Source organism: Streptomyces sp. NPDC059695, assembly GCF_042733785.1.
Taxonomy (GTDB): domain Bacteria; phylum Actinomycetota; class Actinomycetes; order Streptomycetales; family Streptomycetaceae; genus Streptomyces.
The window spans coordinates 33,161-59,329 of record NZ_JBHWFF010000039.1; the positions used below are offsets into that span (position 1 = coordinate 33,161).

Sequence of the window (26,169 nt, forward strand, 5' to 3'; positions counted from 1 at the left end):
AGGTATTTGAACGAGCGGCTGCGCGCATTACCTTTGTTCTAACAAAATGTTATGATACCTTTGGGCACCGGCATTTTGGGGGCGCGGGGGGGGGGGGGCGGCGGGGGGGGGGGGGGCCCGCCCCCCCGCCCCCACCCCCCGCTCCAGAGCCCCCCGGTACACCTCGATGGTCCGCTCGGCCGACACCCGCCAGCTCATCCCGCGCGCATGACGCACCGCCGCCGCGCCCATCGTCTCCACCGCCTCCGGGTGCGCCGCGAACCAGCGCAGCCGGCGCGCGTACTCCACCGGGTCGTGGCCCCGCACGAGCAGCCCCGTCACCCCGTCCCACACCGCCGTCGGCAGCCCGCCCACCGCGGCCGCGAGCACCGGAGTCCCGCACGCCTGCGCCTCCACCGCCACCAGGCCGAAGGACTCGCTGCGCGAGGGGACGACCAGCACGTCCGCCGCCCGGTACCAGTCCGCGAGCCGCTCCTGCGGCACCGGCGGGAAGGACCGCAGCACATCGGTCACCCCCAACTCCTCCGCCAGCCGCCACGCCGTGCCCTCCCGGGTCGCCCCCGAGTGCCCGCCCACCACCGGCACGAGCAGCCGGCGGCGCAGCTCCGGCGCCTCCCGCAGCAGCTCCGCCACCGCCCGCACCAGCACGTCCGGCCCCTTCAGGGGCTGGATACGGCCGGCGTAGAGCGGCACGAACGCCCCGGCCGGCAGCCCGAGCCGGGCCCGGGCCGCGGCCCGCCCGTCCCCCGGGCGGAAGGTGCGCAGATCGACCCCGGGCCGCACGACCTCGGTCCGGGCCCCCTCCGCCCCGTACAGCGAGCGCAGCGCCTCCGCCTCGGCTGCCGTGTTCGCGATCAGCCGGTCCGCGCTGCCCACCACCTGGTGCTCGCCGCGGACCCGCAGCTCGGGCTCGGGGGTGTCGCCCTCGGCGAGCGAGGCGTTCTTCACCCGGGCCAGGGTGTGCGCCGTGTGCACCAGCGGTATCCGCCAGCCCACCGCCGCGATCCGGCCCGCCTGCCCGGAGAGCCAGTAGTGCGAGTGGACCAGGTCGTAGCGCCGCTCCTCCTTGAGCAGGGCCAGCGAGAACGGCACCACCAGGTCCGGCATCGCCTCCTTGGGCAGCGCCCGGCGCGGCCCGGCGTGCAGGTGGCGGACCCGGACGCCCGGGGCGAGCTCGACGAGCGGGGGCGCGCCCTCGCCCCGGCAGCGGGTGAACAGGTCGACCTCCGCGCCCTGTTCGGCCAGGGCGCGGGAGAGCTCGACCATGTAGACGTTCATGCCGCCGGCGTCCCCCGTCCCGGGCTGGTGGAGCGGGGAGGTGTGGACGCTCAGCATGGCGACGCGCAGGGACACGTGGGGCTCCTGGGGAGTGGGGGCCGCGTGTCCCTGCGCGTCGCTCGCGCGCACGGTCACGCGACGGGGAGGGGCGGGATTCCTACCGGTACTGAGGTACTTAGTTGCTTAGTAGTACGGATCGGGGGGCGAGCCGTTCAGAACCCGAAGACCGGCCCCGACGGCGGCGCGAGACGCGTGCCCGGCAGCGGGCCCGTCAGCGCCTGCCAGCCGACCGGACGGCCCGGCTCCACCCGGAGCGCCGCCGCGAGCCGGTCGGCGCCCTCGGGCATGACCGGCCGCGCCCACGCCGAGAGCGCCGAGGCCACCGCCAACTGCGCGGCGAGGGCCGGAAGATGCCGGCACGAGGTGCTGGGACGGCACCGCTCGTGCGCGTTGACGTGACCGAAGTCGGCCACCGAGCGGACCATCTCGTCCAGGACGGCGACCGCCCGGCGCGGGTCGAAGGCGTCGGGGCCGTACGCCTCGCGCAGGTCGTCCACGCCCCGGTGCAGCCGCCGCTCCAGGACCTCCCAGCCGGTGCCGCCGGGCAGCGCCTGCGGGGCGAGACCGCCGCACTCCTCCCGTACCGCCGCGAAGAGCCGGGACAGCCAGCTGTTCCAGTTCTCGTCCAGCTCGCGCCGGGCGGTCGCGAGCCGCTCCCGCCGGAAGACCGTGCGGCGGCCCAGCGGACGGGCCTGCAGGACGTGCCGGCGCAGGGTGTCGGAGCCGTACTCGGTGAGCAGGTCGAGCGCCCAGACGTTGCCCTCCTGGACGCCCTCCTCGATCACGTACGACTCGTTGACGTTGAAGTCCTGCGGCAGCTTGACGTCCTGCGCGAGCAGCAGCACCGGCAGCAGCACGGCGTGGCAGAACGCGTGCCCGAACCCGCAGAAGTGGATCGCCCGGCGGGGCAGCGGGCCCGTCACGTCGTAGCCGAACAGGTGCATCGCGGCGGCCTCGAAGCAGCCGTCGATCCGGTGCTCGGGGAAGCCCTCCACCGGCACCTCCAGGCCCCACTCGGCGGGATGGCCCACCGCGATGTCCGGCAGCCCGTCCTCCACGAGCGACTCGCACAGCGCCGCGAGCCGCGGCGGCAGGCCCGCCGTCGCCCAGTAGTCCGCGAGGGTCTCCCGGAACGGCTCCAGAGGCACGTACAGCCGGCGGCAGCGGCGGGCCACCGCCGGGGTGTCGCACAGCGCGCAGCGCGCCGAGATCAGGTCGCCGCCGTCGTTCGGACGGGCGCACTCGTGGCACATCCCGCCGTCGCTGGCCGCTCCGCAGTGCGGGCAGGTGCCGGTGGCGTGCGCCCCGTGCAGCCAGCGGTCGCACGGCTCGCAGTACGGGAGCAGCCGCGTCCGGGGAGCGATGACGCCCTGCGCGTACAGCTTCGCGAAGAGCTGCTGCACCCAGCGTCCGTACCCCTTGTCGCGGCGGGGGCTCACGATGTGGTCGAACTCCACGCCGGACCGCAGCCAGTCGGCGGTGATCGCGGCCCGGTAGCCCTCCGCGACCTCCTCCGGCTTGCGGTGGTGGCGCAGCGCCCGGACCTCGACCGAGCTGGCGTGGTCGGCCGTGCCGGTGGTGAAGCGGACCGCCTCCCCCTCGGCCCGCAGGAATCGGGTGAGGACGTCGGCGGCCACGTACGGCCCGGCGAGGTGTCCGATGTGGAGTTCGCCGTGGGTGGCGGGAGGGGTCGCGGTGATCCAGACGGGGGTGCTCATGGGACCTCCTTGACGCGGGGTGTTCCGTCGGTCAGCGGGGCTCGAAGTGGAAGGACCGGATGAAGCAGTCACGGGGCTGCTCGACGGCGTAGACGATGCACTCGAAAAGGGCCTGCGTGGTGAGTTTCTCGTCGGGCGCTATTCCGTCCGGATTCGATCCGTCCCATTCCGCGAAGCGCGGGTCCGAGGTCGAGAAATCGGGCGGGAAGAGGGAGAAGACGCGGACCCCGGAGGGCCGCAGCCGGCGCGACAGGATGTCGGCGAAACCCGCCTGGGCGCTCTTCGCCGCCCAGAAGGCCTCGTGGGCCGCGCCGGCCGCCGCGGAGGCGCCCTCGGCGTCGCGGACGGCGACCATGTTCACGATGTCGGGCCGCAGCGAGCCGCGGAGCAGCGGCAGGAAGTGCTTCACCATGAGGACCGTGCCGCCGGCCGTCGACTCGATCGTCTCCACGATCTCGGCGTCGCTGGCCGCCTCCAGGTCCATCCCGTCGAGCCACCGGGCCCCGTTGTTCACCAACAGGTCCACCCGGTCGGTCCGTTCGCCGACCCGGGCCGCGAACTCCCGGATCTCGGCGGGCCTGCTCAGGTCGCAGCCGAAGGCGTGGATGCGGTCACGGGCCGACCCCATGACCTCCGTACGGGTCCGCTCGGCGGCCTCCACGGTCCGCGCCGACACATAGACCTCCGCGCCGAGATGCGCGAATCCGACGGCGAGCGCGCGACCGAAATAGCGGGACGCTCCGGTCACGACGACACGCAGATTCTCGAATTTCATGTGCGTCTGCTCTCCCCACGGATACCGATGGCGGTTCATTTCAGCGTGGCAGAGGCAGGGGGGTGCGGGCCCGCCGGAAGGGGTGCGCGTTCACGCCGTTGCGTGGACACGCCACGGCAGTTCCAGGCTTTCGAGCACCTCGGCGCGCTTGTGGTGGACGCGGACGCGGTCCGGCGCTGCGGAGACGGTGACCGTGCCGGCGGGCGTGCGGACGGGCCCGCGCGGGGCGGGCACCACGGTCCCGTCGAGCGCCCCGGCTGCGGCGAGCGCGGCGGCGCCGGTGAGCGCGAGCCCGGGGTGCCAGCCGCCGACCGTGAGGGCCCGGACGGAGAGCCCGCCGGGGCCGTCGGCGACGGCGGCGATCTTGGGGAGCGCGGAGGCCGGGGAGTGTCCGAGGCGGCGGGCCGCCTCGGCGCGCAGCGCCAGGAGCTGACGCTCCGCCGCCCGCGGGTCCAGGTGCCGGGCGTCGACGAAGACGTACGGATTGCCGTACCGCACGAGGGAGACGGGCACGCCCAGGAGGACGTCGACCGGACGGCCGGTGGGCAGCGTGCCGGGGGCGTCGGGCGCGCGCAGGAAGCTGAGCGTGTACGCGTCGTCGTGCGGGGCGCGCTCGCGTTCGCACAGGACGGTGTCGCCGGTGGTCACCGCGCGGACGGTGACGGGCCCGGGGCGCCCGTCGGCGACGACGCAGGCGAGGAGGGAGTGCCCGCACCCCGCCCGGAAGTCGAAGGAACCGTCGGGGAGGGCCTGGACGAAGCGGTAGCGGAGGGTGAGGGGGTCGAAGAGGGCGATCTTGTTGAGGCCGGGGTAGGGGGTGGCGGCGAGGGCGGCCCTCAGCTCGGCACCGAGGGCGAGCGCGCCGGGCGGCAGCCGGTCGAGACGCACGACGAGGGTGGGGCCGGGGGCGTCGTGGGCCCGGACGACGGTCACGACCACGGTGCGCGACGCGACGCCCGCGACGGCGCGCGGAGGTCCCGGTGGATCAGGCCGCACAGCCCACCGGGATCCGCATGCCCTGGACGACCTCCGTCCACAGTTCGTGGACGGCGAGGGACCAGAGGGTCAGGGCGGCCTGCGGCGTGGGCCGCTCCAGGTGCCCGGCCAGCAGCTTCGCCACCCGGTCCGCGCGGATCTTCCCGCCGAGGACCAGCCGCGCCGGGGACAGCAGTTCGCGCACGAGGTCGAGGAGCGGGCCGCCGGGGGCGAGCATCGCCGCGACGGGCAGGGTGAAGGGCTGCTTGGGCCGGTTCAGGACGGACGCCGGGAGGAGTTCCCCGCCCGCCTCGTACAGCGCCCGCTTGCCCGTCCGGGCCGCCACCGGCAGGGACCGGGCGTGCGCGACCACCGACGGCTGGCAGAAGGGAAGGCGCGCCTCGACCGCCCACGCCATGGACAGGTGGTCCAGGCGCCGCAGGTGGTACGCGGGGAGGCGCCAGCGCGTCTCGAAGGCGGTCATCGCGGTGAGCCGGTCCGCGCCGACGGCCTCGGCGGAGCGCAGCTCCTGTTCGATGCGGTCGGCGGCGGAGCCCGTATCGGCGATGTAGGCGCGGTAGTCGGCGGTGTAGAGGTGCTCGCGGAGCAGGCGGGGGGCGGCGGACAGGGCGTCCGTGTAGGCGCCGGCCCATTCGGGGCCCGCCGCGAGGGCCGCCCGCATCCGGTCGTACCCGCCGAAGAGTTCGTCGGCGCCGTCGCCGGCGAGCGCGACGGTGAAGCCGCTCTGGCGGACGGCGCGGAAGAGGGCGTAGGAGGAGACGGTGATGGGGTCGGCGTTGGGCTGGCCGAGGTGACGGACGGTGCGGGTGAGGAGGGAGCCGAGTTCGTCGGGGTCGACGGCGACCTCGTGGTGGACGGTCCGGGCGCGCCGGGCGACGGACCGGGCGTGGGCGGCCTCGGAGTCGGGCCACCGGCCCCGGTAGGTGAGGTGGAAGGTGTGCAGCGGCGGCGCGTCCGTCTCGCGGGCCTGCTCGGCGGCGAGCGCGGTGACGAGCCCGGAGTCGAGGCCGCCGCTGGTGACGGCGCAGACGGGCACCTCGGCCCGGGCGAGCCGGCGCACCTCGTGCCGCAGGACGTCCTGTGTGTCGCCGTGGGGGGTGGCCCGGTGCGGGCCGCGGCGGCGGACGACGGGGGCGGCGCCGGGGCGGACGACGGCGGTGGCGCCGGGCGGCAGGGCGTCGACGCCGTCGAGGGCGGTGTGCGTGGAGAAGGAGGTGCGGGTGGCGAGGACGGTGTCGAGGGCGTCGTCGCGGGGGGAGATCCGAACGCCTTCGAAGGCGAGGAGGGCGGGGATCTCGGAGGCGAAGCGGGTGGAGCCGTCGTACGGGTCGTGGTGCAGGTGGAGCGGTTTCATGCCCATGTCGTCGACGGCGAGGACGAGCCGGGTGCCGCCGGGCCGCAGGTCGAGGAGCGCGACGGCGAACATGCCGTCGAGGTGCTCGGCGAAGGCGGTGCCGTACTCGGCGTAGAGCGCGGGGAGCACGGTGCCGTCGCAGCGGTCGGGGAAGCGGTGGCCGCGGGCGGCGAGCGTACGGCGGAGCTCGGCGTGGTTGTAGATCTCGCCGTTGAGGACGGCGAGGATGCCAGGGAGGTGGGGCAGCCGGTAGGGCTGCTGTCCGCCGCAGGGGTCGGTGACGGCGAGGCGGTCGCAGCCGAGCGACCAGCCGGGTCCGCTGAGCAGCTGGTGCTCGTCGGGGCCGCCGTGGCGCTGGCGGGCGGAGACCGCCGCGAGCTGGGCCGGCTCGGGGCGGTCCGCCCCGGCGGCGAAGGAGCCGAGGATCCTGCACATGACGGTCACCCTCCAAGCACGTCACCCGAATTACCCAATGATTTGAATCTACCAAGCTTTTGAATGGCGCGTAAGTGCCATGTCCTGTTCACGCCACGACATGGCCTTGCGACGCCCCCGCCACCCCAACAGGCTTGCCCCATGGAGGACTTCAACCGGACCACCCCCGAGTCCCTGCTGGTCGTGGCCGCACACCCGGACGACATCGAGTTCTGCGTGAGCGGCACCGTCATGCAGTGGATCGAGCGCGGCACCCGCGTCACGTACTGCATCGTCACGGACGGCGGCGCGGGCGGTTACGACGAAGCGCTCCCCCGGCAGGCCATGGCGGACCTGCGCCGCGCCGAACAGGTCCACTCCGCCAAGCTGAGCGGCGTCGCCGACGTGCGCTTCCTCGGCTACCCCGACAGCTTCGTGGAGCCCTCCGTGGAGCTCCGCCGCGACCTGTGCCGGGTCATCCGCGAGGTACGGCCGCAGCGCGCCGTCATCCCGTCCCCCGAGATCAACTGGGCCCGCGTCGCCGACCTCCACCCCGACCACCGCGCGGTCGGGGACGCGGCCCTGCGCGCCGTCTACCCCGAGGCCCGCAACCCCTTCGCGCACGCGGCACTCCTCAAGGAGGAGGGCCTGGAGCCGTGGACCGTCCACGAGCTGTGGCTGATGACCGGGCCGACCCCGAACCAGTACGTCGACGTCACCTCGGTCTTCGACCGCAAGGTCGAGGCCCTGCGCATCCACACCTCGCAGACGGCCCACTTCGACGACCTGGCCGGCCTGCTGCGCGACTGGCTCGGCGAACACGCGACGGCCGGCGGCCTGCCCCCGGGCCGGATGGCGGAGGCCTTCCAGATCGTGCACATCGACTGAGCCTTGTCGCTGTTCGGGGTGCGTGAGACCGTTCTTCTCCAATGCACGTGATTCTGGGGGGAGTTCACGCCATGGCGCTGGAGAGGTCGGACGCGGACAAGGGGCTGATGGACTTGTACGCCCTGCCCTGGGTGGAGGCGAACGAGGACGACGCCCACGCGGCGGCCGACCGGCTCCGCCCCTTCGGGACCAAGTTCGCGGACGACCGCGCGGACGCGGGCAAGGCCGTCGAGCGGCTCGTGTCCAGCGGGCAGGGCGAGGCGGTCGAGGCGCTCCAGGAGCACTGGACCGGCCTCTCGGGCCGGTTCGCCCAGGTGTCGGAGGCGGCCGGGGTGATCGCCGACGGCCTGGACGCCTGCGGCGACATCGCCCGGGCGTCCAAGAACGCCGTCCTCGACCTCGTCGTCAACCTCCGGACGGTGATCTCCCCCATCGGCGCGGCCGAGATGCCGTCGATCAGCGACGCCTCCCGGCAGGCCATGGCGGCGGAGGCGGAGAAGGCCAGGCCCCGGTTCGTGTCGGAGGTGGCCTCCGCGGCCACCCGCGGCGACGAGCGCGTCAGGCGGGCCCGGGAGGCCCCTGACGTCGCGGCGCTCAAGACGATCGCCGGACGGCCCGCCGGCGGCGGCTCCGGCACCCGCACGCGGGCCGCCGACAGCATGCACCTGGCCTCCGCCGCGAGCTCCTGGTTCGGGGACGGTCTCTTCCACGACGGGGACGAGCACACCCGGGCGCGCAAGCGGCTCGGCGAGATCGCCGACCACATCCGTGACACCAGTTCGCTGCCCCTCGCCCAGGCCGGCCTCCATCTGACCGAACTCGGCGCGAGCGGCGCCCTCGGCGCCTCCCTGGCCGCCGGGCTCCGTCCGCTCCTCGACGACCTCGTCCTCGCCTCCCGAGCCCTCGCCGACCACCTGACCGGCACGCTCTCGGACGCGATCAAGGCGGCGGCGGAGGACCAGAAGCGCAGGGACGACGAGCTCAAGAAGCGCTTCGGCTGGATGCGCTAGGGGGTGTCGTCACCCTCCCGTCGTCGCCCTCCCGTCGTCGCCCTCCCGTCGTCGCCCGGAGGGCAGACGGGAGGGTGACGACACCCCCTGGGACCCGCCCCGAGAGGCGGGTCCCAGGAGGGATCGGGGCGGGGGTCAGCAGGCGCCGAGGTCCTGCCAGACGCCCCACTCGCCCGTGGTGCCGGGCTCCTCGCCCGTCGTCCACCACTTGGCCTTCCAGGTGTGGCCCTTGTGCGAGACCTGCTGGCCGCCGGTGTAGACGCTGGAGGACACCCACGGGGCCGCCGTGCACTGGGTCGCGCCGCCCGTGACGGTCAGGGCGAGGACCGCCGCGTGACCGGCCGAGGGGCTCGCCCCGTTGACCACGATCTGGTACGTGCCGGAGACCGTGGCCGCCGTGGTGTTCACGGTGAGGGTCGAGGAGCCCCCGGCCGTCACCGAGGTGGGGCTGAGCGTCGCGGTGACGCCCGCGGGCAGGCCGCTCACCGTGAGGTTCACCGTCTGCGCCGCACCGGCCGTGACGGCCGTCTTCACCGTGGCCGAGGTGGACCCGCCGGCCGTGACGGTGGCGGCGGCCGGGGTGGTGGTCACCGAGAAGTCGTCCGTGGGAGCGGTCGTCCCGCTGGTGAAGGGCGCGAAGATGTGCGAGAAGTCCCAGGTGTTCTGCTGGATGCCCGAGCAGTTGTCCGCGGCGGCGCCGCCCGCGCAGCTGCCGTTGTCGCGCTGGAGCGCCCAGAACGACAGGGTGTTGATGCCCTTGGAGAGCGCCCAGTCGTAGACCGTGCGGGCGTTGGCGAGGGTGAAGGTCTCGGCGGGGCCGAAGTCGTCGACGCCGATCATCTCGGTGATGCCGACCATGCCCCAGAGCTGGGCGGCCGTCTTCGTGGGGTAGAGCTTGGCGAGCTGGTCGTAGAGGCCCTGGGCGGCCGTCTTGGTGTCCGCCGCCATGTCGTGGGCGGCGTTGTCGTAGTAGTCGAAGGTCATGAGGTTGACGACGTCGACCTTGGCGCCGTTGGTGACGGCGTTCTTGAGCACGGCGAGGCCGCTGGCGGCGAGGCCGTGGGTGGTCGTCGGCAGGGTGTACGAGATCTGGAGCTGGCGGCCGTTGGCGGCGGCCCAGTCCTGGACGATCTTGATCGCCTTGTTGCGGCGGTCGATGCCGGCGGCGTTGTCGAGGGAGTCGACCTCGATGTCCATGTCGAGCCGGCTGACGTCGTAGGTCGTGATGAGCTTCTGGTACGCGGCGGCGACCTGGTTGACGTCGGTGCAGCTGTCGGCGATCTCGGTGCCGGTGGTGTCGGCCGTGTAGCCGCCGAAGGAGGGGATGACGTCCCCGCCGCGGGACCGGATGGTCGTGATGTCGGCGCCGAAGGAGGACGGGGCGATGGGCAGCCCGGTGTCTCCGTTCCAGTACACGGTGCACGAGCCCTTGGCGGCGGTCTGGAGGAACGCCATCGTCAGGTGCTTGGCGCCCGACTGGGCGCTGAGGGCGGCCGGGCTCTCCCCGGTCCAGGACTCGAAGTAGGGGGCGAAGACCCGGGCGGGGAGCGGCGTCGCCGCCTGGGCGGGGGCGGTGGCGACGGTGGCGAGGCCGAGGGCGGCCACGGCGGTCACGGCGGCGGTGAGGGCCGAGCGGAGCGAACGTACGCGTCGTCTCATGGCGATCCAATGACTGTGGGGGGGTGCGGGAGTGCGTCAACGTCCTTGTCGCGCACGACTGTTGGATGACGACGTAACCCCTGCCACCATGAGCACGTCAATGGCCTGGACCAAACTTGGACTAGACCAATTTCGGGATTCGATGCGTGGTGCATCCAGCGAGTACGGGCGGGTCCTGGAGCGATGCGCGCGGACGGCCGGATTGGTCCAGCGAGCCAGGGCCGCAACCGCTCGCGCCCGGAACCGGCTCCTCCGCGGACCGGCCTGATCCGGCCTGATCGACAAGACACCCCCTAGGATCGCCGCATGACCCAACAGACACGTCACGCGCGCGCGTCCCTGTCGCTCTGGTCGCGGGACTCGTTCCTGTCCGTGGGCTCGGTCGGATCGACGCTCTCGATCGGCTCGGTCGGCTCCTTCCTCTCCGTCGGCTCGGTCGGCTCCGCCCTCTCGGTCGCCTCCGTCGGCTCCTGGGCGAGCCTCGGCTCCCTGCTCTCCGCCCAGTCCCGCTGGTCGGTCCTCTCCTGGCGCTCCCACCGCGGCGTCCTGGCCGCGGGCGCGGTCCTGGCCGTGGCGGGGACGGTCGCCCTGACGGCGGGGGCGCGGCGGAACCGCTGACCGGTCAGAGCGCCTCCGGCACCCCGGGCCGCAGCCACCGCAGACGCCCCGCCAGGTCCGGGGCCGCGAAGGCCTCCGTGATGCGGGCCGGGTCCTCGGCGAGGTGGTCCCAGGAGTCGTAGTGCAGGGGGATCACCGTGCGCGCGCCGAGGGTGCGGGCGAGCTCCGCCCCGTCCCTGGCGCTCATCGAGAAGGCGCGGTCGCCGGTGGACGGGAAGTGCGCGTCACCGAGGTGGAGGAAGGCCGTGCCGATGCGGAAGCGGGTGCCGATCTCCGTCAGCGCGTCGTGGCGGACGGTGTCGCCGGAGACGTAGAGCGTGCCGCCCCCGTACGCGACGACGAAGCCCGTGACGGGTCCGGTGACGGGCTCCGTACCCTCCGGGCCGTGGCGGGCGGGGGTGGCGGTGACCGTGACGGTGGTCCCGCCGGCGGTGACCGTCCGGCTCTCCCAGGGGGCGAGCCCCTCCGCCCGGCCGCCGAGGCGCGCGGCGCCTTCCGGGGTGGTCAGGACGAGCCCGGCGCCGGCCAGGACCTCACGGCCGGTCGCGTCCAGGTTGTCGGCGTGCTGGTCGTGCGAGAGCAGCACCAGGTCGACGGGCGGGAGTTCGGCGGCGGTCAGGGCGGGTCCCGCCGTGCGGTGCAGCGGGCGGGCGCCGGGGTAGTCGGCGGGGGCCGGGTCGAGGGCGGGGTCGGTGAGGACCGTCAGGCCGCCGATGCGGAGGAGCGCGGTCGCGGTGCCGAGGTAGGTGGCGGTGACGGCGTCCGGGCGGGCGCTCATGCGGCGGCCCTCGGCGCCACGGTCTTCGCCCGGAGGGCGGTCAGCAGGCCCTGCAGCAGTTCGACCGTGGTCTCGTCCGTGAGGTTGCCGTCGGCGTCGAAGCGCTCGTGCGAGCGGAAGACGTGGACCTCGGGCTTCACCACGACGTCGCTGTCGGTCCACACGAAGACCTGGCGGAGGGCGAGCTGCGCCCGCACGGTGCCGAAGTTGGTGGGCGCGGCGCCGAGGATCGCGACGGGCTTGCGGTGCAGCGGGAGGCCCTCGGACCTGGTCCAGTCGGTGGACAGCCAGTCGAGCGCGTTCTTGAGGACGCCGGGGATCGAGTAGTTGAACTCCGGGGTGGCGATGAGCAGTCCGTCCGCCTCCGCGACCCTCCGGCGCAGCTCGCCGACGACGGCCGGGCGCAGCTCGGGGGTGTCGAGGTCCAGGTCGTACGGCGGGATCTCGCGCAGGTCCTCGTAGATCTCGATCTCCAGGCCGCCGGGGTTGAACTTCTGTGCGGCGCGCAGCAGTTGCGTGTTGTGCGAGGTGGCGCGGAGCGAGCCGGAGATGGCGAGGATCGTGGACGCGGTCATGGGAACCCCCCAGTTCGTCGGGCGAGCCGGCGATCGCCGGACTCGACACCCCGAAGCTAAACCGATCGGTTCAGTCTGTCAACCAAACGGTTCAGTCTTGACAGTGAACCGAATGGTGTAGTTCCTTCGGGGCATGGCCACCCACGCACGCACCGCAGAGCGGGCCGTCGCCCGCGTCGCCCGCCCCCTCCACACCTACGAAGGCGCCGGATTCCCCGTACGACGCCCCTTCCCCACCGAGGAACTCCCCTTCGTCGATCCCTTCCTGATGGTCGATCAGGTGGGTCCGGTCGAGCTCGCGCCCGGCGAGGCGAAGGGCGCTCCCCCGCACCCGCACCGCGGCTTCGAGACCATCCAGTACGTCCTCGACGGCGACATCGCGAACGCCGACTCGCGCGGCCACCGCGCGGTCGTCCGCGCCGGCGGCGTCCAGTGGCTCACCGCCGGCTCCGGGATCGTCCACGAGGCCCTGCCCACCCCGGAGTTCCTCGCCTCGGGCGGCCGGCAGCACATGCTCCAGATCTGGCTCAACCTCCCCGCCCGCCTCAAGGACGTCCCGCCGGAGAGCCAGAACGCCGAGGCCGCCGACCTGCCCGTCGCCGTCACCCCGGAGGGCGCCGAGCTGACCGTCCTCGCCGGGAGCAGCCACGGCGTGACCGGCCCGTTCACGACCCGTACGCCGGTCCTCGTCGCCCACGCGCGGCTCACGCCCGGCACCCGCGCCGGGTTCACCGTCCCGGCCGGGCACAACGCGATGGTGTACGTGATGCGGGGCGAGGCCACGGTCTCCGGCGAGCACCTCCCCGACGGCCACCTCGCGGTCCTCGACCGGGACGGGGAGGGGTTCACCGTCGCGGCCCCGGGCACCGCCGCCGAGGTCCTCGTCCTGACCGGCGAGCCGATCGGCGAACCGGTCGCCCGCAGCGGCCCCTTCGTGATGAACACGGACGCCGAACTCCGCACGGCGGAGAGGGACTTCCGCCGGGGACTGATGGGCCGGATGCCGGTATGACCACGCTGTCGGCGCCCCGGAAGGCGCGCGGGACCGCCGCCCGGTCCGGGCTCCTGCTCGCCGCGCTCGCCGCACCCGCGGCCATGGGGGTGTCGGGGCCGAGCCTCGCCCTGCCGGAGGCCACGCGCGCCCTGGACGTCACCCCGGCGGCGGCCGCCTGGCTCATGACGGCGTTCGGGCTCGGCATGGCGGTCGGCACCCCGCTCCTCTCCGCCACCGCCGGACGACGCGGCACCGCCGGAGTCGTACGGGCCTCCGCCCTCCTGGTGGCCCTCGGCGCGCTGCTCGTGCTCCTCGCGCCCGGCCTCCCCCTGGCGATCGCCGGGCGCACGCTGGAAGCGGCCGGTGCGGCCGGGCTGAACGTCGCCGCCTTCCAGCTCGCCGGCCACGACCGCACGGGCCGGACCCCGGGCCTGGTCGCCATCGGCAGCGCGGCCGGAGGCACCGCGGGCCTCTTCGCGGGCGCGGCCGTCGCCGGGGTGCTGGGCTGGCGCGCGGCGCTGGTCCTCCCGCTCCTGAGCCTGCTCACCCTGCGCCCGGTGCTCCGCCTGGCGGACGCGGGCCCGGCCGCCGGGGCGCGGGCGGGCCGGGCGGCAGCGTGCGCACCGCCCCGGGACGGCGGCACGCCCCGCACCCCCGCCGCCCCCCTCCCCCTCCCCCTCGACATCCTCCGGGACCGCCGGTTCCTCGCCGCCGCCGCGCTCATGCTGGCGCTCTCCACCGTCAACTTCGGCCTGATGTACGCCGCTCCGCGCCGCGTCGCCGTGCTCACCGGCTGGGGGCCCGTGGAGACCGGGGCCTTCGCCTCCGTCGCCGCGCTCGCCGGGGCCCTGCTGTCCTGGCAGCTGGTCCGCGCCGCCCCGTCCCTGGGCCCGGCCCGGCTCCGCGCCGTCCTCGCGCTCGGCTCGGCCCTGGCCCTCGTGCTCGCCGTGTCCGCGCCCTGGCCGGTGGCCGTCCTGCTCGGCTCGGGAACGAGCGCGCTCGTCACCGCCGGCGGCCAGGGGCTGCTCACCGGCGCCGCGACCGAGGGCCTGCCGGCGGCCCGGCGGGGGCTCGCGATCGGCCTGTTCAATCTGGCCTTCCTGATCGGCGTCGCGGCCGGTCCCGCCCTGGCGGCCTTTGCAGACCAAACCGTTCAGTTCATATAGTGGGTGCCGCAGCCGCCACCACCACCGAAGGACCAGCCATGGGAGCCGGAACCGGAGCCGACGCACAGGACGCCGACGCGGTCGACGCGTACGGCATCCCGATCATCCCGGACCCCGCCGACGCCGCCTCGCGCAAGCGCCAGGCGATCATCGACGCGGCCCTCGCGGAGTTCCTCGCGGAGGGGTACTCGGCGGCCTCCATGGACGCGATCACCCGCGGATCAGGCGTCTCGAAGGCCACGATCTACAAGCACTTCGGCAGCAAGGAGCGCCTGTTCCTCGCCGTCATCGGCGGCGTCCTGCCGCAGACGTACGCCGACCTGGAGCCCGCCAACTCCACGATCGCCGACGCCCCCGACCTGCGGGCCGCGCTCGTGCGGCTCACCACCGACTGGGCCCGGATCCTGCTGCGCCCCGACATCATGTCGCTGCGCCGCCTGGTCATCGGCGAGATCGACCGGTTCCCGCAGCTCGGGCAGCTCTGGTACCGGGTCAGCTACGACATGAACAACGGCCCCCTGATCGAGGCCTTCACCGAGCTGAACGCGCGCGGCACCCTCGACGCGCCCGACCCGGCGCTCGCCGTGCAGCAGCTGGTGGCGGCCACGGTGGGGGTGCCCCAGCTCGTCCGCACCTTCTCCCCCGACGCGCAGATCGCCGACGCGGAACTGACGCGGGTGATCAGCTCGGGAGTGGATCTGTTCCTGGCCCGGTACGCGCGTTCCTGACGCTCCGGACCCACGCGACGAGCAGCAGGGCGAGCACCCATCCCCCGGTCGTGAGCAGCTGCGTACGGCTGGCCGCGTCGCCCAGCATGAACACCAGCACCCCGCCGATCCCGGCGAGCGCGACGACGGCCCGCCCGGAGGGCCCGCGCAGCCGCAGGTGGGAGGCGGCGATCAGCGCCCAGACGATCAGGATCGCGGCGCCGATGGAGTTGAGCAGGAACGGGAAGACCGTGCGCGGCCAGACCAGGCTGAGGACGACGGAGACGAACCCGAACGCGGCCGAGGCGAGGACGGCGGCACCCGGGACGCCCGACCGCCCGAGCCGGCCGAGGGCGCGGGGCGCGTCGCCCCGCCCGACGAGGGCGTACAGCATGCGGGAGGAGCCGTAGATGTTGGCGTTCATCGCGGACAGGAGGGCCACGAGGACGACGGCCTTCATCAGGTCGGCGGCGCCGGGCACACCGATCCGGTCCATGACGGCGGCGTAGGGGCCGTCGGCGACGCCCGGGGCGTTCCACGGGACGAGGGTGACGATGACGGCCATCGAGCCGAGGTAGCAGACCGCGACCCGCCACATCACGGCCCGGACGCCCGCCCGGACGGCGCGGACCGGGTCCGGGCACTCGGCGGCGGCGATCGTCACGGTCTCCAGGCCGCCGAAGGCGAAGACGGCGGCGACGACGCCGACGGCGACGCCGTGCCAGCCGTGCGGGAGGAAACCGCCGTCGTGCAGGAGGTGCCCGGTCCCGGGCGAGGGCGAGCCGGGCAGCAGCCCGGCGACGACGGCCGCCCCGAGCAGCAGGAACCCGCCGATCGCGGCGATCTTCAGGCCGGCGAACCAGAACTCCAGCTCACCGAAGTTCCGTACGCCGGCGAGGTTGCTCGCGGTGAACACCGTCATGAAGACCGCCACCCACGCCCAGCCGGGCACGGCGGGCAGCCAGCCGCCGGCGATGTGCGCCGCCGCGACGGCCTCGGCGGCGACGCTCACGACGAGCAGCGCCCAGTACATCCACCCGGCGAGCAGCCCGGCCCACGGCCCGAACGCGGTCCGCGCGTGCTCGGCGAAGGAGCCGCTCACCGGCCGCGCGGCCGACATCTCGCCCAGCATCCGCATCACGAGCACGGTGAGGATCCCGGCCAGCGCGTACGCCACGAGGATGCCGGGCCCGGCGGCGGCGATCCCGACCCCCGACCCGACGAACAGCCCGGCCCCGATGGCCCCGCCCAACGCGATCATGGCCAGATGCCGCTGCCGCAGCCCCGCCCCGAGCACCCGCTCCGTCACGATTCCCCCCGAGATTCAGACGACCGGCGCAGGAGCCTGACGCCTGACACCGGCCGCCGGCAACCCGATCCCGTCGGCTGAGACGTCCCGGGACGCGGAGGGGTCACCCGACGGCCCTCCCTCAGCCCGACACGACGAGCCGCACGGCGAGCACCACGATCAGGGTGCTCGACGCGAGGGCCGTGGTCAGGCGGCCCCGGGCGCTCGTCAGGGTGCGGCCCAGGAGTGTGCCGCCGAGGGCCAGGAGGAGTTGCCAGCTGGCCGAGGCCAGCAGGGCCGCGAGGACGAAGGCCGTGCGGGCGGCGGGGGTCGCGGGGGCGGAGGGGCCCGTGGCGAGGACGAGCGCGGCGAAGTAGACCACCGTCATGGGGTTGAGGACCGTGATGCCCAGGAAGGTGAGGTACGCCCGCGCGGGAGTGAGGGCGCCGCCGTCGTCCCGGGACGCGAGCCCGCCCGTGCGGTACGCGGCGAGCGCCGCCCGGCCGGCCCGGACGCCGAGGACCACGAGGACGGCGGCGGAGATCCACCGCAGCGGGGTCGTCACCGGGGTGAGGACCGGAACGAGCGCGGAACCGCCCGCCACGGCGACCAGGGCGTAGAGGCCGTCGGCCGTGGCCACGCCGAGGGCCGCCCCGGCCCCCGTACGCCATCCGGCGCGCGCGGTGACGGCCACCAGATAGGCGCCGACGGCACCGACCGGGATCGCGATGCCGTAGCCGGCCAGCAGGCCGGCCACCACCGCGGCCGTCACGCGACGGCGGGGATCGTGCCTCCGGGGGAGTCGGTCCGCTGCTGTCGGCGGTAGTCCGAGCCGTCCTTCGTACGGGTGAGGAAGCCGCCGGTCACGAGGTGGCGGCGCAGCGCCGGGAAGTCCTCGTGCACGGTGCGCAGGGCCTCGTTGACCTCGGACTCCCGGTAGGTCCGGTCCGCGTCGAAGAGGGTCGTGGCGAGGTGCGCGAGCAGCGCCTCGCGGCGGGCGGGCCGGCGCGGGATCGCCGTGAGGCGCCCGTCGGCGGAGAAGAGGTCCGCGACGGGGCGGGCGGGATGACTGGTCATGCCGAGAGACTGACGGCCCGCTCCCCCGCCCCGCAAAGGGTTTTCACACGCGAGGAAGCTCTCCTCGTGCTGCTCCCGGGTCCGCCGGGAGCAGCACGAGGTTGAGGAGACGCGCCCCTGGTCGCGGCTCCCCGGCGGAGTCAGGACTGGCCGACGCTCATCGCCCAGCTCACCGATGCCGGTGCTTCCACCTGAATGTGCGCCGAAGAACGGTCGTACTTGAGATCGATCTGGTTGAAGGTGGTGCTGACCTCACCGGCCATGCATTTCAGCGGGAATGCAAGCCCTGAGGGTTCGAAGGAAACCTTGACGGCTCCATCCCCCTTGCAGGCCACCATGATTCCCAGCGGCCCCTTGCGCACACCTCCCTCGAGTGGCACTTCCCTGTTCCCCTTGGCATTCGCCACTTCGGCGATGGTGGTGCCGTCGGGAAGCTTGGGGGCCACCTCCACCGATCCCCCGGAAGGCTCGTCCGGAGTTCTGGTCGCGGTGGATGACGGCGATCCGGACGGCTTGGAGGAAGCGGAAGCATCTCCCCCGTCGGGAGAACAGCCACTGGAAATGAGGACAGCGGAGACAACGGCACCCGCCATCAACAGCCGCGCGGCAGAACCACGCCCGTACGCCTTGTTCACCGCTCCCACACGTACCACCCCACGTACCAGGGCGTCAGGGTGGTCACCGTGCTTTTCGCCGACGTCCGGCAGTTGCTGTAGATGGTGTAGCTCGTTCCGGTGTTCTTGAGGCGCCACACCCCGTACTTGGCGTAGGTGGTCTTCTTCGGCGGCGTGTCGATCTGGATCTCGTTGCCCATCTTGGCGGTGACGGAGACGGAGAGGTCCACGCTGTACTTCGCCTCCAGTTCCGCCACGACGACGCCGGCGGATGCCTTGAGCTCGCCGCTGTGGGTCAGCTTGACCTCGCCACCGACCTCCGCCTTGAACCAGCTGCGCAAGGTCCTGCTCGCGTCGTTGTAGTTGGACTGGGCGATGCCGATCCCTTCGTGCTTCCTGCCCAGGTTGGCCGTCGGCTTGTAGACGTTCTTCGCTGCACAGTGCTCGGCCGCGGGCATCTCGGAAGGCTTGCCCGTCGTCGTCGGCAGCTCCGCCTCCTGCTCGGATGCCGGTGTGAATCCGTTCTCGCCCTCCTCGGGCGGCGGCCCGGGCTGGAGCTCGCCCCCTCCGGCCGGGGTCGGGTCGGTTGTCTCGGCGAACGCGACGGCGTGAGACCCGCTGAGAATCGCGAGCGTGACGGCGGAAACCGCCATCATCTTCCTCACATTGGCACGCATGTATCCCCCTTCGGAAAGCCTCCTGGTCAGGGCGGCTGAGAGGAACCTATCGCGACCGATTCACAGGGTGGGGAAAAGCAGAATTCCCTGAGTCGGATTTGAGGTTGCTACGCAAAGGAACCCCTTGCGTAGGCGCATATCCGGACGATCCGGCCAGGGGACTCGGGTGTGGCCCTGCCGTCCCCGCACCACGACGAAGGCCCGTCGCGGCTGAGCCGCGGCGGGCCTTTCGTGGGGTCGTCCATCGTCCCGGTTACCTGGGGTCGCGGTTGAAGACCGCCTTGGACCAGAAGTAGCCGAGGGTGGCGAGGGCGAGGCACCAGGCGAGGGCGAGCCAGCCGTTGTGGCCGATCTCGGTGCCCAGGAGCAGGCCGCGGAGGGTCTCGATGGCGGGGGTGAAGGGCTGGTACTGGGCGATGGGCTGGAACCAGCCGGGCATCTGGTCGACGGGGACGAAGGTGCTGGAGATCAGCGGGAGGAAGATCAGCGGCATGGCGTTGTTGCTGGCGGCCTCCGCGTTCGGGGAGACCATGCCCATCCCGACGGCGATCCAGGTCAGGGCGAGGGCGAAGAGGACCAGCAGGCCGAAGGCGGCGAGCCACTCGAGGGCGGTGGCGTCGGTGGAGCGGAAGCCGATGGCGACGCCGACCGCGCCGACGAGGACGACGCTGATCACGGACTGGATGACGCTGCCGATGACGTGGCCGGTGATGACGGAGCCGCGGTGGATGGCCATGGTCCGGAAGCGGGCGATGATGCCCTCCGTCATGTCGGTGGAGACGGAGACCGCGGTGCCGATCGTGGTGGAGCCGATCGTCATCAGGAGCAGGCCGGGGACGAGGTAGGCGATGTAGTCGGAGCGGTCGCCGCCGCCGATGCCCGCGCTCATGGTGTCGCCGAAGATGTAGACGAACAGCAGCAGGAGCATGATCGGCGTGAGCAGCAGGTTCAGGGTGAGCGACGGGTAGCGGCGGGCGTGCAGCAGGTTGCGGCGCAGCATCGTGGACGTGTCGCGGGCGGCGAGGGCGAGGGTGCTCATCGGACGGTCTCCTTGGACGGGGCGGGGACGGTGGCGGTGGCGGTGAGGGCGAAGAAGACGTCGTCGAGGTCCGGGGTGTGGACCGTGAGTTCGTCGGCCTCGACGCCGGCCGTGTCCAGCCGGTCGAGGACGGTGCGCAGGGCGCGCTGGCTGCCGTCGCTGGGCAGCTGGAGGGTGAGGGCCTCGTCGTCGCGGGTCGCGTCCGCGAGGGCGGCCGCGGCGTCGCGGTAGGCGGCGGGGTCGGAGAACCGCAGGCGGATGTGGCCGCCGGGGATCAGGCGCTTGAGCTGGTCGGCGGTGCCTTCTGCGGCGATCTTCCCGTCGTTCAGGACGGCGATGCGGTCGGCGAGCTGGTCGGCCTCCTCCAGGTACTGGGTGGTGAGGAAGACGGTCACCCCGCCCGTGACGAGCTCGCGGATGATCTGCCACATGGTGTGGCGGGAGCGGGGGTCCAGGCCGGTGGTCGGCTCGTCCAGGAAGATGATCCGCGGGCTGCCGACCAGGGTCATGGCGATGTCCAGACGGCGCTTCATGCCGCCGGAGTACGTCGAGGCGGGCTTCTTCGCCGCCTCGGTCAGGTCGAAACGCTCCAGGAGTTCGGCGGTGATGCGGCGGCCCTCCTTCTTGGACAGGTGGTGCAGGTCCGCCATCAGCAGCATGTTCTCCTCGCCCGTGATCAGACCGTCGACGGCGGAGAACTGGCCCGTGACCCCGATCGCGGCCCGCACGGCCTGCGGCGCGGTGGCCGTCTCGTGGCCCGCCACCGTCACCTGACCGCCGTCGGCGGTGATCAGCGTGGACAGGATCTTCACCGCGGTCGTCTTGCCCGCGCCGTTCGGGCCGAGGAGGGCGAAGACCGAGCCTTCGGGGACGGTCAGGTCGATGCCGTCCAGGACGGTCTTGTCGCCGTAGGACTTGCGCAGCCCGTTCGCTGCGATGGCCAGGGTGGTCATGTGAGGTGCTCCTTCGTGGGCTGCGTGCCGGTCCGGGGTGGGTCAGAGGCTGCGGGCGGCGATGTCGCCGTAGGAGGTGGTGGCGCGGATGGTGAGGGCGGGAGTGCCGTCGTTCTTGAGGGAGTTGGTGACGCGGCCGTAGGCGGTGCCGGCGTCGAGGGTGGCGGAGACGCCGGTGGCGGCGCCGACGGTGATGTCGCCCTTCTGGGTGGTCAGGGCGAGCGTGCCGCCGGTGGCCTCGGCGATGCGGATGTCGCCGCGGGCGGCGGTGATGTCGGCGGAGCCGGTCAGGCGGCCGACCTGGACGTCGCCGTCGGTGGCGGTCAGGGTCAGGTCCGCGGCCTCGTCGATGACGATCTCCCCGTAGGCGCCCTGGAAGGTGAGGTCGCCCAGGCGGCCGGTGGTGCGGAGTTCGGTGGCGGCGGCCTGGGCCTCGACGCGGGAGCCGGCCGGCAGCTGGACGGTCACCTCGATGGAGCCGAGGCCGTTGCCGAGAACGCCGTTCTTCGCCTTGGGGACCTCGATGCGCAGGACGCCGTCGGCGTAGGCGACTTCGGTCTGCTCGGCGGTGTTGACGTCGCGGCTCTTGGAGGGGTCGGCGGGGAGGACGTCGACGGTGGTGTCGGTGCGGTCGGAGGCGATGAGGCGGATGCGGCCGGCGGGGACGGTGAGGGTGGTGACGATCGCGGCGGCGGTGGCGAACTTCTGCACGGTGCTTCTCCCTGGTCGTGGCGGGCGGTGGTCCGCCGCGCTCTTTCCGATGAGGGAAAAGCTACGTTGCGTTCGAAGGTCCGGCAAGCACTTCATTGCGTGAAAACCCTATATTTGCAGGTCACTTACGGGATTTCATTGCAATGGTTCTGGATCTAACGCAACAACAGCCCGACAGTACGTTGCAATGGATTGTCGGTGAACGCTATGCTGAAGGCTCCACGGAGCACGGACCACGAAGGAGACCGCGATGCCGGGAGGCAGACTCACCCAGCCCGAACGTCAGCAGATCGCCACCGGGTTGGCCGACGGCCTCGCGTACGCGGAGATCGCCCGCCGCCTCGACCGCCCGACCTCGACCGTCACCCGGGAGGTCATGCGCAACGGCGGCCCCACCGGCTACCGGGCCGACCTCGCCCACCGCGCCACCGAGCACCGCGCGCACCGCCGCAAGCCCGCCGCACCCCGGGGAACGGCCGCCGCACCTCAGGCGCACGGGCGGGATCCCCAGGACGTGCAGGCCTTCGAGGAGACGTTCACGACCGTCATGATGGCCTCCGGCATGCCCAAGATGATGGCCCGCGTGATGGCCGCCCTCACCCTCGCCGACGCGGGCAGCATGACCGCGTCCGAACTCGCCGACCGTCTCCAGGTCAGCCCGGCGTCCGTCTCCAAGGCGGTCGCGTTCCTCGACGGCCAGGGCCTCATCCGCCGGGAGCGCGACGACCGCCGCCGCGAGCGCTACACCGTCGACGACGACGTCTGGTACCAGGCGATGATGGCCTCCGCCCGGTCCATCGCGAAGATCGTCGAGACCGCGCGGCAGGGCGTCACCGTCCTCGGCTCCGGCACTCCGGCCGGCCACCGGCTGGAGAGCGTCGCCCGCTTCCTCGACTTCGTCTCCGAGTCGACGGCCCGGGCCGCCGAACAGGCCCGGGACGTCCTCCACTCCAAGCCCCCGGCCGCGCCGGAGGCGACCGCTACAGACCCAGGCGGTAGCGGATCTTCTTGACGAGCTCCGCCAGGTCCGGCTGCCGGAGCAGGCTGTAGTGGTCCGCGTCGAGCTCGACGACCGTCGGCGGACGGGTGGACCAGCCCGTGGCGTTCTCCAGGAACGAGTAGTCGTCGCCCTCGGCCTTGAAGAGCGTCACCGGGCAGCTCACCTGCCGCTCCGTCAGTTCGCGGAAGGTGTACGTGAACTCGAAGGTCTCCTCGACGATCGCGACGATCCGGCCGATCAGGTCCGGGTCCAGCGCCGGGAAGTCCTCCGCGACGCGGGCCACGAAGGCCGCCCGGTCCCCGGCCCGCACGCCCGGGTCGATCGCGCCCGCGAAGACCGAGTACAGGATCGTCACGAACGCCGGATTGCCGTACGACGCCCCGCCCGTCTCCGAGGAGCGGACCCTCGGGGAGCCCGGGGCGATCAGGAAGAGGTTCTCCACCTGCTCCCCCGCCGCCTCCAGGAGGTGCGCCGACTCGAAGGCGACGCGGGCGCCGAAGGAGTAGCCCCACAGGGTGTACGGGCCGGCGGGCTGGCGCCGGCGGATCGCGGCCACGTCGGCGGCGGCCATCTCGCGGATCGTCGCGTACGGCTCCTCGCCCCGGTTGACGCCGTGCGCCTGCACCCCGTAGAAGGGCCGGTCGATGCCGGCCTCCTCGGCCAGGTGCCGCAGGTTCATCGTGTACCCGCCGAGCCCCGGCCAGCAGTACACCGGCGACCGCGTCCCGGCCGCGTGCAGCCGTACGAGACGTGAGGACGGCGTCGCCGCGGCGCCGTCGAGGCGGTGGGCGAGCTTCTCGACCGTCGGAAGCTCGAACAGGATCTGGAGGGGCAGCCCCGCACCGAACTCCCGGTTGATCCGGGTGATCAGCGCGACCGCGATCAGCGAGTTGCCCCCGGACTCGAAGAAGTCGTCCAGGACGGAGACCGCCCCGGCGTCCTCGTACTTCAGCGCCGCCGCCCAGATCTCCGCGAGCCTGCTCTCCGTGCGCGTCCGGGGCAGGACGTGCGGACGGCCGTGCAGTCCCGCGTTGACCACGGCGAGGTCGGCGAGCGCCTTCGTGTCCACCTTGCCGTTCGCCGACAGCGGCAGCCGGTCCAGGACCACCACCCGGTTCGGGATCATGTAGTCCGGCAGGTGGTGCGCGAGGTCGTCGCGGATCATCTCCGCCGGGCCCTTCATGTGGACCGTGTCCTCGTACATCCCCTCGCTCCGCCGCTGCTCCTCGCTCACCCGGCCGCCGACGAAGAAGTACGAGGGTCCCGTCCCCCGTCCCGCCGCCGTCAGGATCTCCTCCACCCGCCGGGCCGCGGGCAGCGGATGACCCGACTTCGAGCTGTAGCCCGAGGACATGAACCCGAGCCCGTGCCCGCCGAGCTGGAGGCGCTGGAGGGCCCGGCCGAGGTCGACGTACGCGCGGACCGGGTCCGCCGTCCGGCTCACCGCCGTGATGCCGAGCGAGGCCCGCTCGTACACCGCCTGGTTGATCGCGATGACGTGCCGCTTCTCGACGAGCGAGGACGAGACCTCGGTCAGGGTGCCGTCCGCGTAGGCGTACTGGGCCGGGGGGAGGTCCCGGACGGCGTCCCCGTGGGCCTGGACGTAGAGGTCCACCTCGGGCCCGGACCGTGCCCCCTCCTCGTACGGGACGACCTCCCACGCCCCGTCCGGGCACGCCCTGACGTCGAGGCCGTACCCCGGCAGGACCTCCTCGAAGAGGCCCACCATGTGGCCCGCCTCGATCTCCAGGACCTCCTGGATGTTGTTCCGGTAGACCGGCTCGATCGCGGCCCGCCGGCCGTGGAAGCGGAACCGGAGGAAGGGTTCACCGGGCTCGTCCGACGCCTCCGTGAGGTAAAGGCGGTGACGGACCGGGTGGTAGTAGTACGTGCCCGGGTCCAGACCCGCGATCCCGCGCGCCTCCACGGACAGCTGCGTCGCGTAGAGCGCGCCCGGCGAGGCGTAGCCGTACTTCGGGAGGAGCCGCTCCTCGCTCGTGAACTGCCCGAACCAGCGCAGGAGTTCCCCGAGGTCGGCCGCGGTCAGGCTCCCGGCCGACCGGGAGCCGATGCCCTCCGGGCGGCGCGCCAGGGCGGCGAGGACGTCGGCGCGCGTGACCTCGCCGCCCTCGTAGAAGCGGTACGTCTTGCGGGCGAAGACCGTACGGCGCATCCGCGCGGTCGGCGTCGCCCCCGGCAGCTCCACCACCGGGCGGCCCGCGAGCTCGGCGTCGTCGCGGACGCCCGCGTTCGACAGCTGGGCCTTGACCTGGAGCTTCGACTCCTTCGACTGGTGATGGGCGCCGTGGTTGCCCTGGTCCATCAGGGCCGCCTCCCTCGGCGACAGCTCCACGCAGGCGACCAGGTTCTGGAAGCCGGTGCGGGGCTCGTCCTTGACGATGACCGCCGCGTTCCTGACCCAGTCGTGGTCCTCGATCGCCAGCGCGATCTCGTCCAGCTCGACGCGGAAGCCGCGCAGCTTGATCTGGTTGTCCGCCCGGCCGGCGAAGTGGACCGTGCCGTCGTCGTCGATGTGGGCGAGGTCGCCCGTGCGGTACAGCCGCTCGCCGGTCCCGCTCGTCACGAACCTCTCGGCGGTCAGCTCGGGACGGTCCAGGTACCCCCGCGCCACCTGGACCCCGCCGACGCACAGCTCGCCGTCCCGCAGGTGGAAGGTCGTGCCGTGGGCCGGTCTGCCGATGGGTATCGCGGGCGGCCCCTCGGCGACCGTGGCGCGGTCCACCGTGTACGAGGAGGCGTTGATGGTGCACTCCGTGGGGCCGTACAGGTTGATCAGCTCGGCGTCCGGGAGCTCGGCGAGCAGCGGCACGGCGAGGTTCCTGGAGAGGATCTCGCCGCCCGAGTACACGCGGCGCAGACCGGAGCAGGTGCCGAGGCGCTCGGTGTCCACGAGGGCCTGCAGGAGGGTCGGCACGCCCTGGAGCATGGTCGCGCCGTGCGCGCGGACCGCGTCCACGAGGCCCTCGGGGTCCCGGTAGACCCCCGGCGGGCCGACGGCCACCCGGGCGCCGACGGCCGGGGCGAGGATCTCCCACTGGGCGGCGTCGAAGCTCATGGGGGTCTTCTGGAGGACGACGGCGTCCGGGCCGAGCCCGTGCTCCGCCTCCATCCAGCGCATCTGGGACACGATCGAGCGGTGCTCGACCATGACGCCCTTGGGCCTGCCAGTGGAGCCGGAGGTGTAGATGACGTAGGCGAGGTGGTGGGGCGCGGGGGGCACGGCCGCCCGCCCCGGCCGTACGTCCCCGGGGGTGACGACCGTCGTACCGGGCGGGGCGAGGTCCGCGACCCGGTCCCGGAAGCGGTCCTGGGTCACGACGATCCGCGACCCGCTGTCCTCGATCATGTAGCGGAGGCGTTCCTCGGGGTACTCCGGGGAGAGCGGCACGTACGCGCCGCCGGACAGGACGACGCCCCAGATGCCGGTCATCAGGTCGAGCGACGGCTCGACGTGGACGCCGACCCGGTCGTCGGGGCGGACGCCGAGCGCCTGGAGATGGGCGGCGAGGGCGGCGGCGGTGTCGTACAGCTCCCGGAAGGAGAGCGTCTCCTCGCCGAAGGCGACGGCGGGGTCGTCGGGGCGGCGGTCGACGTGCGCCCGGAGAAGCCGGTCGAGCGTGGTCATGCGGGTCCCTTCGAGTGGGGCCCACCCGAGCCCGTTGTGGGCCTCGCCCCGCCCGTTGTGGGCAGGCGTTCCGCAAGGGGCGGAACGGGTGGGCACAACGAACGGCGCCCTTGCCGGCGCCAGAGGCTACTGAGCCCGGACCCGCACCACTGGTGAGGGCACCTGGCTCTTTTA

Annotated in this window: 24 protein-coding genes; 7 read left to right on the forward strand and 17 right to left on the reverse strand. The window is 73.1% G+C overall.

Annotated features, from left to right (window positions below; all coding sequences use genetic code 11):
- Window positions 1-27: 27 nt before the first annotated feature.
- From mshA to asnB, 5 genes are all read right to left on the reverse strand, one after another.
- Window positions 28-1,335 carry a D-inositol-3-phosphate glycosyltransferase gene (mshA, locus tag ACFV2S_RS32725; RefSeq protein ID WP_385567663.1) on the reverse strand — a complete coding sequence of 436 codons (1,308 nt, stop codon included), beginning with the start codon at window positions 1,333-1,335 and terminating at the stop codon, window positions 28-30.
- 155 nt (window positions 1,336-1,490) lie between these two features.
- Entirely contained in the window at window positions 1,491-3,056 is a 1,566-nt protein-coding gene (locus ACFV2S_RS32730) for a class I tRNA ligase family protein (RefSeq protein WP_383801817.1), read from the reverse strand.
- A gap of 31 nt (window positions 3,057-3,087) precedes the next feature.
- Window positions 3,088-3,831, reverse strand: a complete 744-nt coding sequence (locus tag ACFV2S_RS32735) for an SDR family oxidoreductase (RefSeq protein WP_361392928.1) — start codon at window positions 3,829-3,831, stop codon at window positions 3,088-3,090.
- A 90-nt stretch (window positions 3,832-3,921) separates the two neighbouring features.
- Complete coding sequence (locus tag ACFV2S_RS32740; protein WP_385567580.1) at window positions 3,922-4,770, reverse strand: hypothetical protein; 849 nt, start codon at window positions 4,768-4,770, stop codon at window positions 3,922-3,924.
- A 46-nt stretch (window positions 4,771-4,816) separates the two neighbouring features.
- On the reverse strand, window positions 4,817-6,616 hold the full coding sequence (gene asnB / locus ACFV2S_RS32745; protein WP_385567584.1) for an asparagine synthase (glutamine-hydrolyzing): 1,800 nt from the start codon (window positions 6,614-6,616) through the stop codon (window positions 4,817-4,819).
- A gap of 141 nt (window positions 6,617-6,757) precedes the next feature.
- On the opposite strand from asnB, the gene ACFV2S_RS32750 reads away from it, so the two are divergent.
- Both ACFV2S_RS32750 and ACFV2S_RS32755 read left to right on the forward strand, forming a co-directional pair.
- Complete coding sequence (locus ACFV2S_RS32750; protein ID WP_383793364.1) at window positions 6,758-7,483, forward strand: PIG-L deacetylase family protein; 726 nt, start codon at window positions 6,758-6,760, stop codon at window positions 7,481-7,483.
- Between the two features lie 71 nt (window positions 7,484-7,554).
- On the forward strand, window positions 7,555-8,493 hold the full coding sequence (locus ACFV2S_RS32755; RefSeq protein ID WP_385567589.1) for a hypothetical protein: 939 nt from the start codon (window positions 7,555-7,557) through the stop codon (window positions 8,491-8,493).
- 135 nt (window positions 8,494-8,628) lie between these two features.
- Here ACFV2S_RS32755 and ACFV2S_RS32760 read toward each other — a convergent pair whose 3' ends face one another.
- Window positions 8,629-10,152, reverse strand: a complete 1,524-nt coding sequence (locus ACFV2S_RS32760; RefSeq protein WP_385567594.1) for a glycosyl hydrolase family 18 protein — start codon at window positions 10,150-10,152, stop codon at window positions 8,629-8,631.
- A gap of 306 nt (window positions 10,153-10,458) precedes the next feature.
- Here ACFV2S_RS32760 and ACFV2S_RS32765 point away from each other — a divergent pair, with 306 nt between their 5' ends.
- Window positions 10,459-10,770 carry a hypothetical protein gene (locus ACFV2S_RS32765; RefSeq protein ID WP_385567599.1) on the forward strand — a complete coding sequence of 104 codons (312 nt, stop codon included), beginning with the start codon at window positions 10,459-10,461 and terminating at the stop codon, window positions 10,768-10,770.
- Between the two features lie 4 nt (window positions 10,771-10,774).
- Here ACFV2S_RS32765 and ACFV2S_RS32770 read toward each other — a convergent pair whose 3' ends face one another.
- Together ACFV2S_RS32770 and ACFV2S_RS32775 are read right to left on the reverse strand one after the other, a co-directional pair.
- The gene (locus tag ACFV2S_RS32770) at window positions 10,775-11,548 is read right to left on the reverse strand and encodes an MBL fold metallo-hydrolase (RefSeq protein WP_385567603.1); all 774 of its coding nucleotides are present in this window, start codon (window positions 11,546-11,548) and stop codon (window positions 10,775-10,777) included.
- Window positions 11,545-12,123: an NADPH-dependent FMN reductase gene (locus ACFV2S_RS32775; RefSeq protein ID WP_385567607.1), complete on the reverse strand. Its 579-nt coding sequence runs from the start codon at window positions 12,121-12,123 to the stop codon at window positions 11,545-11,547. Before ACFV2S_RS32775 ends, ACFV2S_RS32770 begins: the two co-directional genes overlap by 4 nt.
- A 133-nt stretch (window positions 12,124-12,256) precedes the next feature.
- Between ACFV2S_RS32775 and ACFV2S_RS32780 the strand changes: the two genes are divergently transcribed.
- The 3 genes from ACFV2S_RS32780 to ACFV2S_RS32790 are packed head-to-tail and all read left to right on the forward strand — an operon-like array spanning window position 12,257 to window position 15,011.
- Window positions 12,257-13,135 (forward strand): pirin family protein, encoded by an 879-nt coding sequence (locus tag ACFV2S_RS32780; RefSeq protein ID WP_385567611.1) that lies wholly within the window; start codon window positions 12,257-12,259, stop codon window positions 13,133-13,135.
- Window positions 13,132-14,283, forward strand: coding sequence for an MFS transporter (locus tag ACFV2S_RS32785; RefSeq protein ID WP_385567615.1), 1,152 nt, complete (start codon window positions 13,132-13,134; stop codon window positions 14,281-14,283). The genes ACFV2S_RS32780 and ACFV2S_RS32785 overlap by 4 nt, the downstream gene beginning before the upstream one ends.
- Before the next feature lie 38 nt (window positions 14,284-14,321).
- Window positions 14,322-15,011, forward strand: a complete 690-nt coding sequence (locus tag ACFV2S_RS32790) for a TetR/AcrR family transcriptional regulator (protein ID WP_385567619.1) — start codon at window positions 14,322-14,324, stop codon at window positions 15,009-15,011.
- Here the strand turns inward: ACFV2S_RS32790 and ACFV2S_RS32795 are convergent.
- From ACFV2S_RS32795 to ACFV2S_RS32830, 8 genes are all read right to left on the reverse strand, one after another.
- Window positions 14,965-16,251 (reverse strand): amino acid permease, encoded by a 1,287-nt coding sequence (locus tag ACFV2S_RS32795; RefSeq protein WP_385567668.1) that lies wholly within the window; start codon window positions 16,249-16,251, stop codon window positions 14,965-14,967. The two genes, ACFV2S_RS32790 and ACFV2S_RS32795, sit on opposite strands and share 47 nt — an antisense overlap.
- 169 nt (window positions 16,252-16,420) lie before the next feature.
- On the reverse strand, window positions 16,421-17,050 hold the full coding sequence (locus tag ACFV2S_RS32800) for a LysE family transporter (RefSeq protein WP_385567623.1): 630 nt from the start codon (window positions 17,048-17,050) through the stop codon (window positions 16,421-16,423).
- Window positions 17,047-17,355, reverse strand: a complete 309-nt coding sequence (locus ACFV2S_RS32805; RefSeq protein WP_385567627.1) for a DUF2087 domain-containing protein — start codon at window positions 17,353-17,355, stop codon at window positions 17,047-17,049. Before ACFV2S_RS32805 ends, ACFV2S_RS32800 begins: the two co-directional genes overlap by 4 nt.
- A gap of 140 nt (window positions 17,356-17,495) precedes the next feature.
- The gene (locus ACFV2S_RS32810; RefSeq protein WP_385567631.1) at window positions 17,496-17,990 is read right to left on the reverse strand and encodes a hypothetical protein; all 495 of its coding nucleotides are present in this window, start codon (window positions 17,988-17,990) and stop codon (window positions 17,496-17,498) included.
- On the reverse strand, window positions 17,987-18,646 hold the full coding sequence (locus ACFV2S_RS32815; protein ID WP_385567635.1) for a hypothetical protein: 660 nt from the start codon (window positions 18,644-18,646) through the stop codon (window positions 17,987-17,989). Before ACFV2S_RS32815 ends, ACFV2S_RS32810 begins: the two co-directional genes overlap by 4 nt.
- Window positions 18,647-18,899: 253 nt before the next feature.
- Window positions 18,900-19,685, reverse strand: coding sequence for an ABC transporter permease (locus ACFV2S_RS32820; RefSeq protein WP_385567639.1), 786 nt, complete (start codon window positions 19,683-19,685; stop codon window positions 18,900-18,902).
- Window positions 19,682-20,638 carry an ATP-binding cassette domain-containing protein gene (locus ACFV2S_RS32825; RefSeq protein WP_385567643.1) on the reverse strand — a complete coding sequence of 319 codons (957 nt, stop codon included), beginning with the start codon at window positions 20,636-20,638 and terminating at the stop codon, window positions 19,682-19,684. Before ACFV2S_RS32825 ends, ACFV2S_RS32820 begins: the two co-directional genes overlap by 4 nt.
- A 42-nt stretch (window positions 20,639-20,680) precedes the next feature.
- Window positions 20,681-21,349: a DUF4097 family beta strand repeat-containing protein gene (locus ACFV2S_RS32830; protein ID WP_385567647.1), complete on the reverse strand. Its 669-nt coding sequence runs from the start codon at window positions 21,347-21,349 to the stop codon at window positions 20,681-20,683.
- Window positions 21,350-21,599: 250 nt separating this feature from the next.
- On the opposite strand from ACFV2S_RS32830, the gene ACFV2S_RS32835 reads away from it, so the two are divergent.
- Complete coding sequence (locus ACFV2S_RS32835; RefSeq protein WP_385567650.1) at window positions 21,600-22,361, forward strand: helix-turn-helix domain-containing protein; 762 nt, start codon at window positions 21,600-21,602, stop codon at window positions 22,359-22,361.
- Here the strand turns inward: ACFV2S_RS32835 and ACFV2S_RS32840 are convergent.
- Window positions 22,330-25,995, reverse strand: coding sequence for an amino acid adenylation domain-containing protein (locus ACFV2S_RS32840; protein WP_385567655.1), 3,666 nt, complete (start codon window positions 25,993-25,995; stop codon window positions 22,330-22,332). The genes ACFV2S_RS32835 and ACFV2S_RS32840 overlap by 32 nt on opposite strands.
- Window positions 25,996-26,169: the final 174 nt, after the last annotated feature.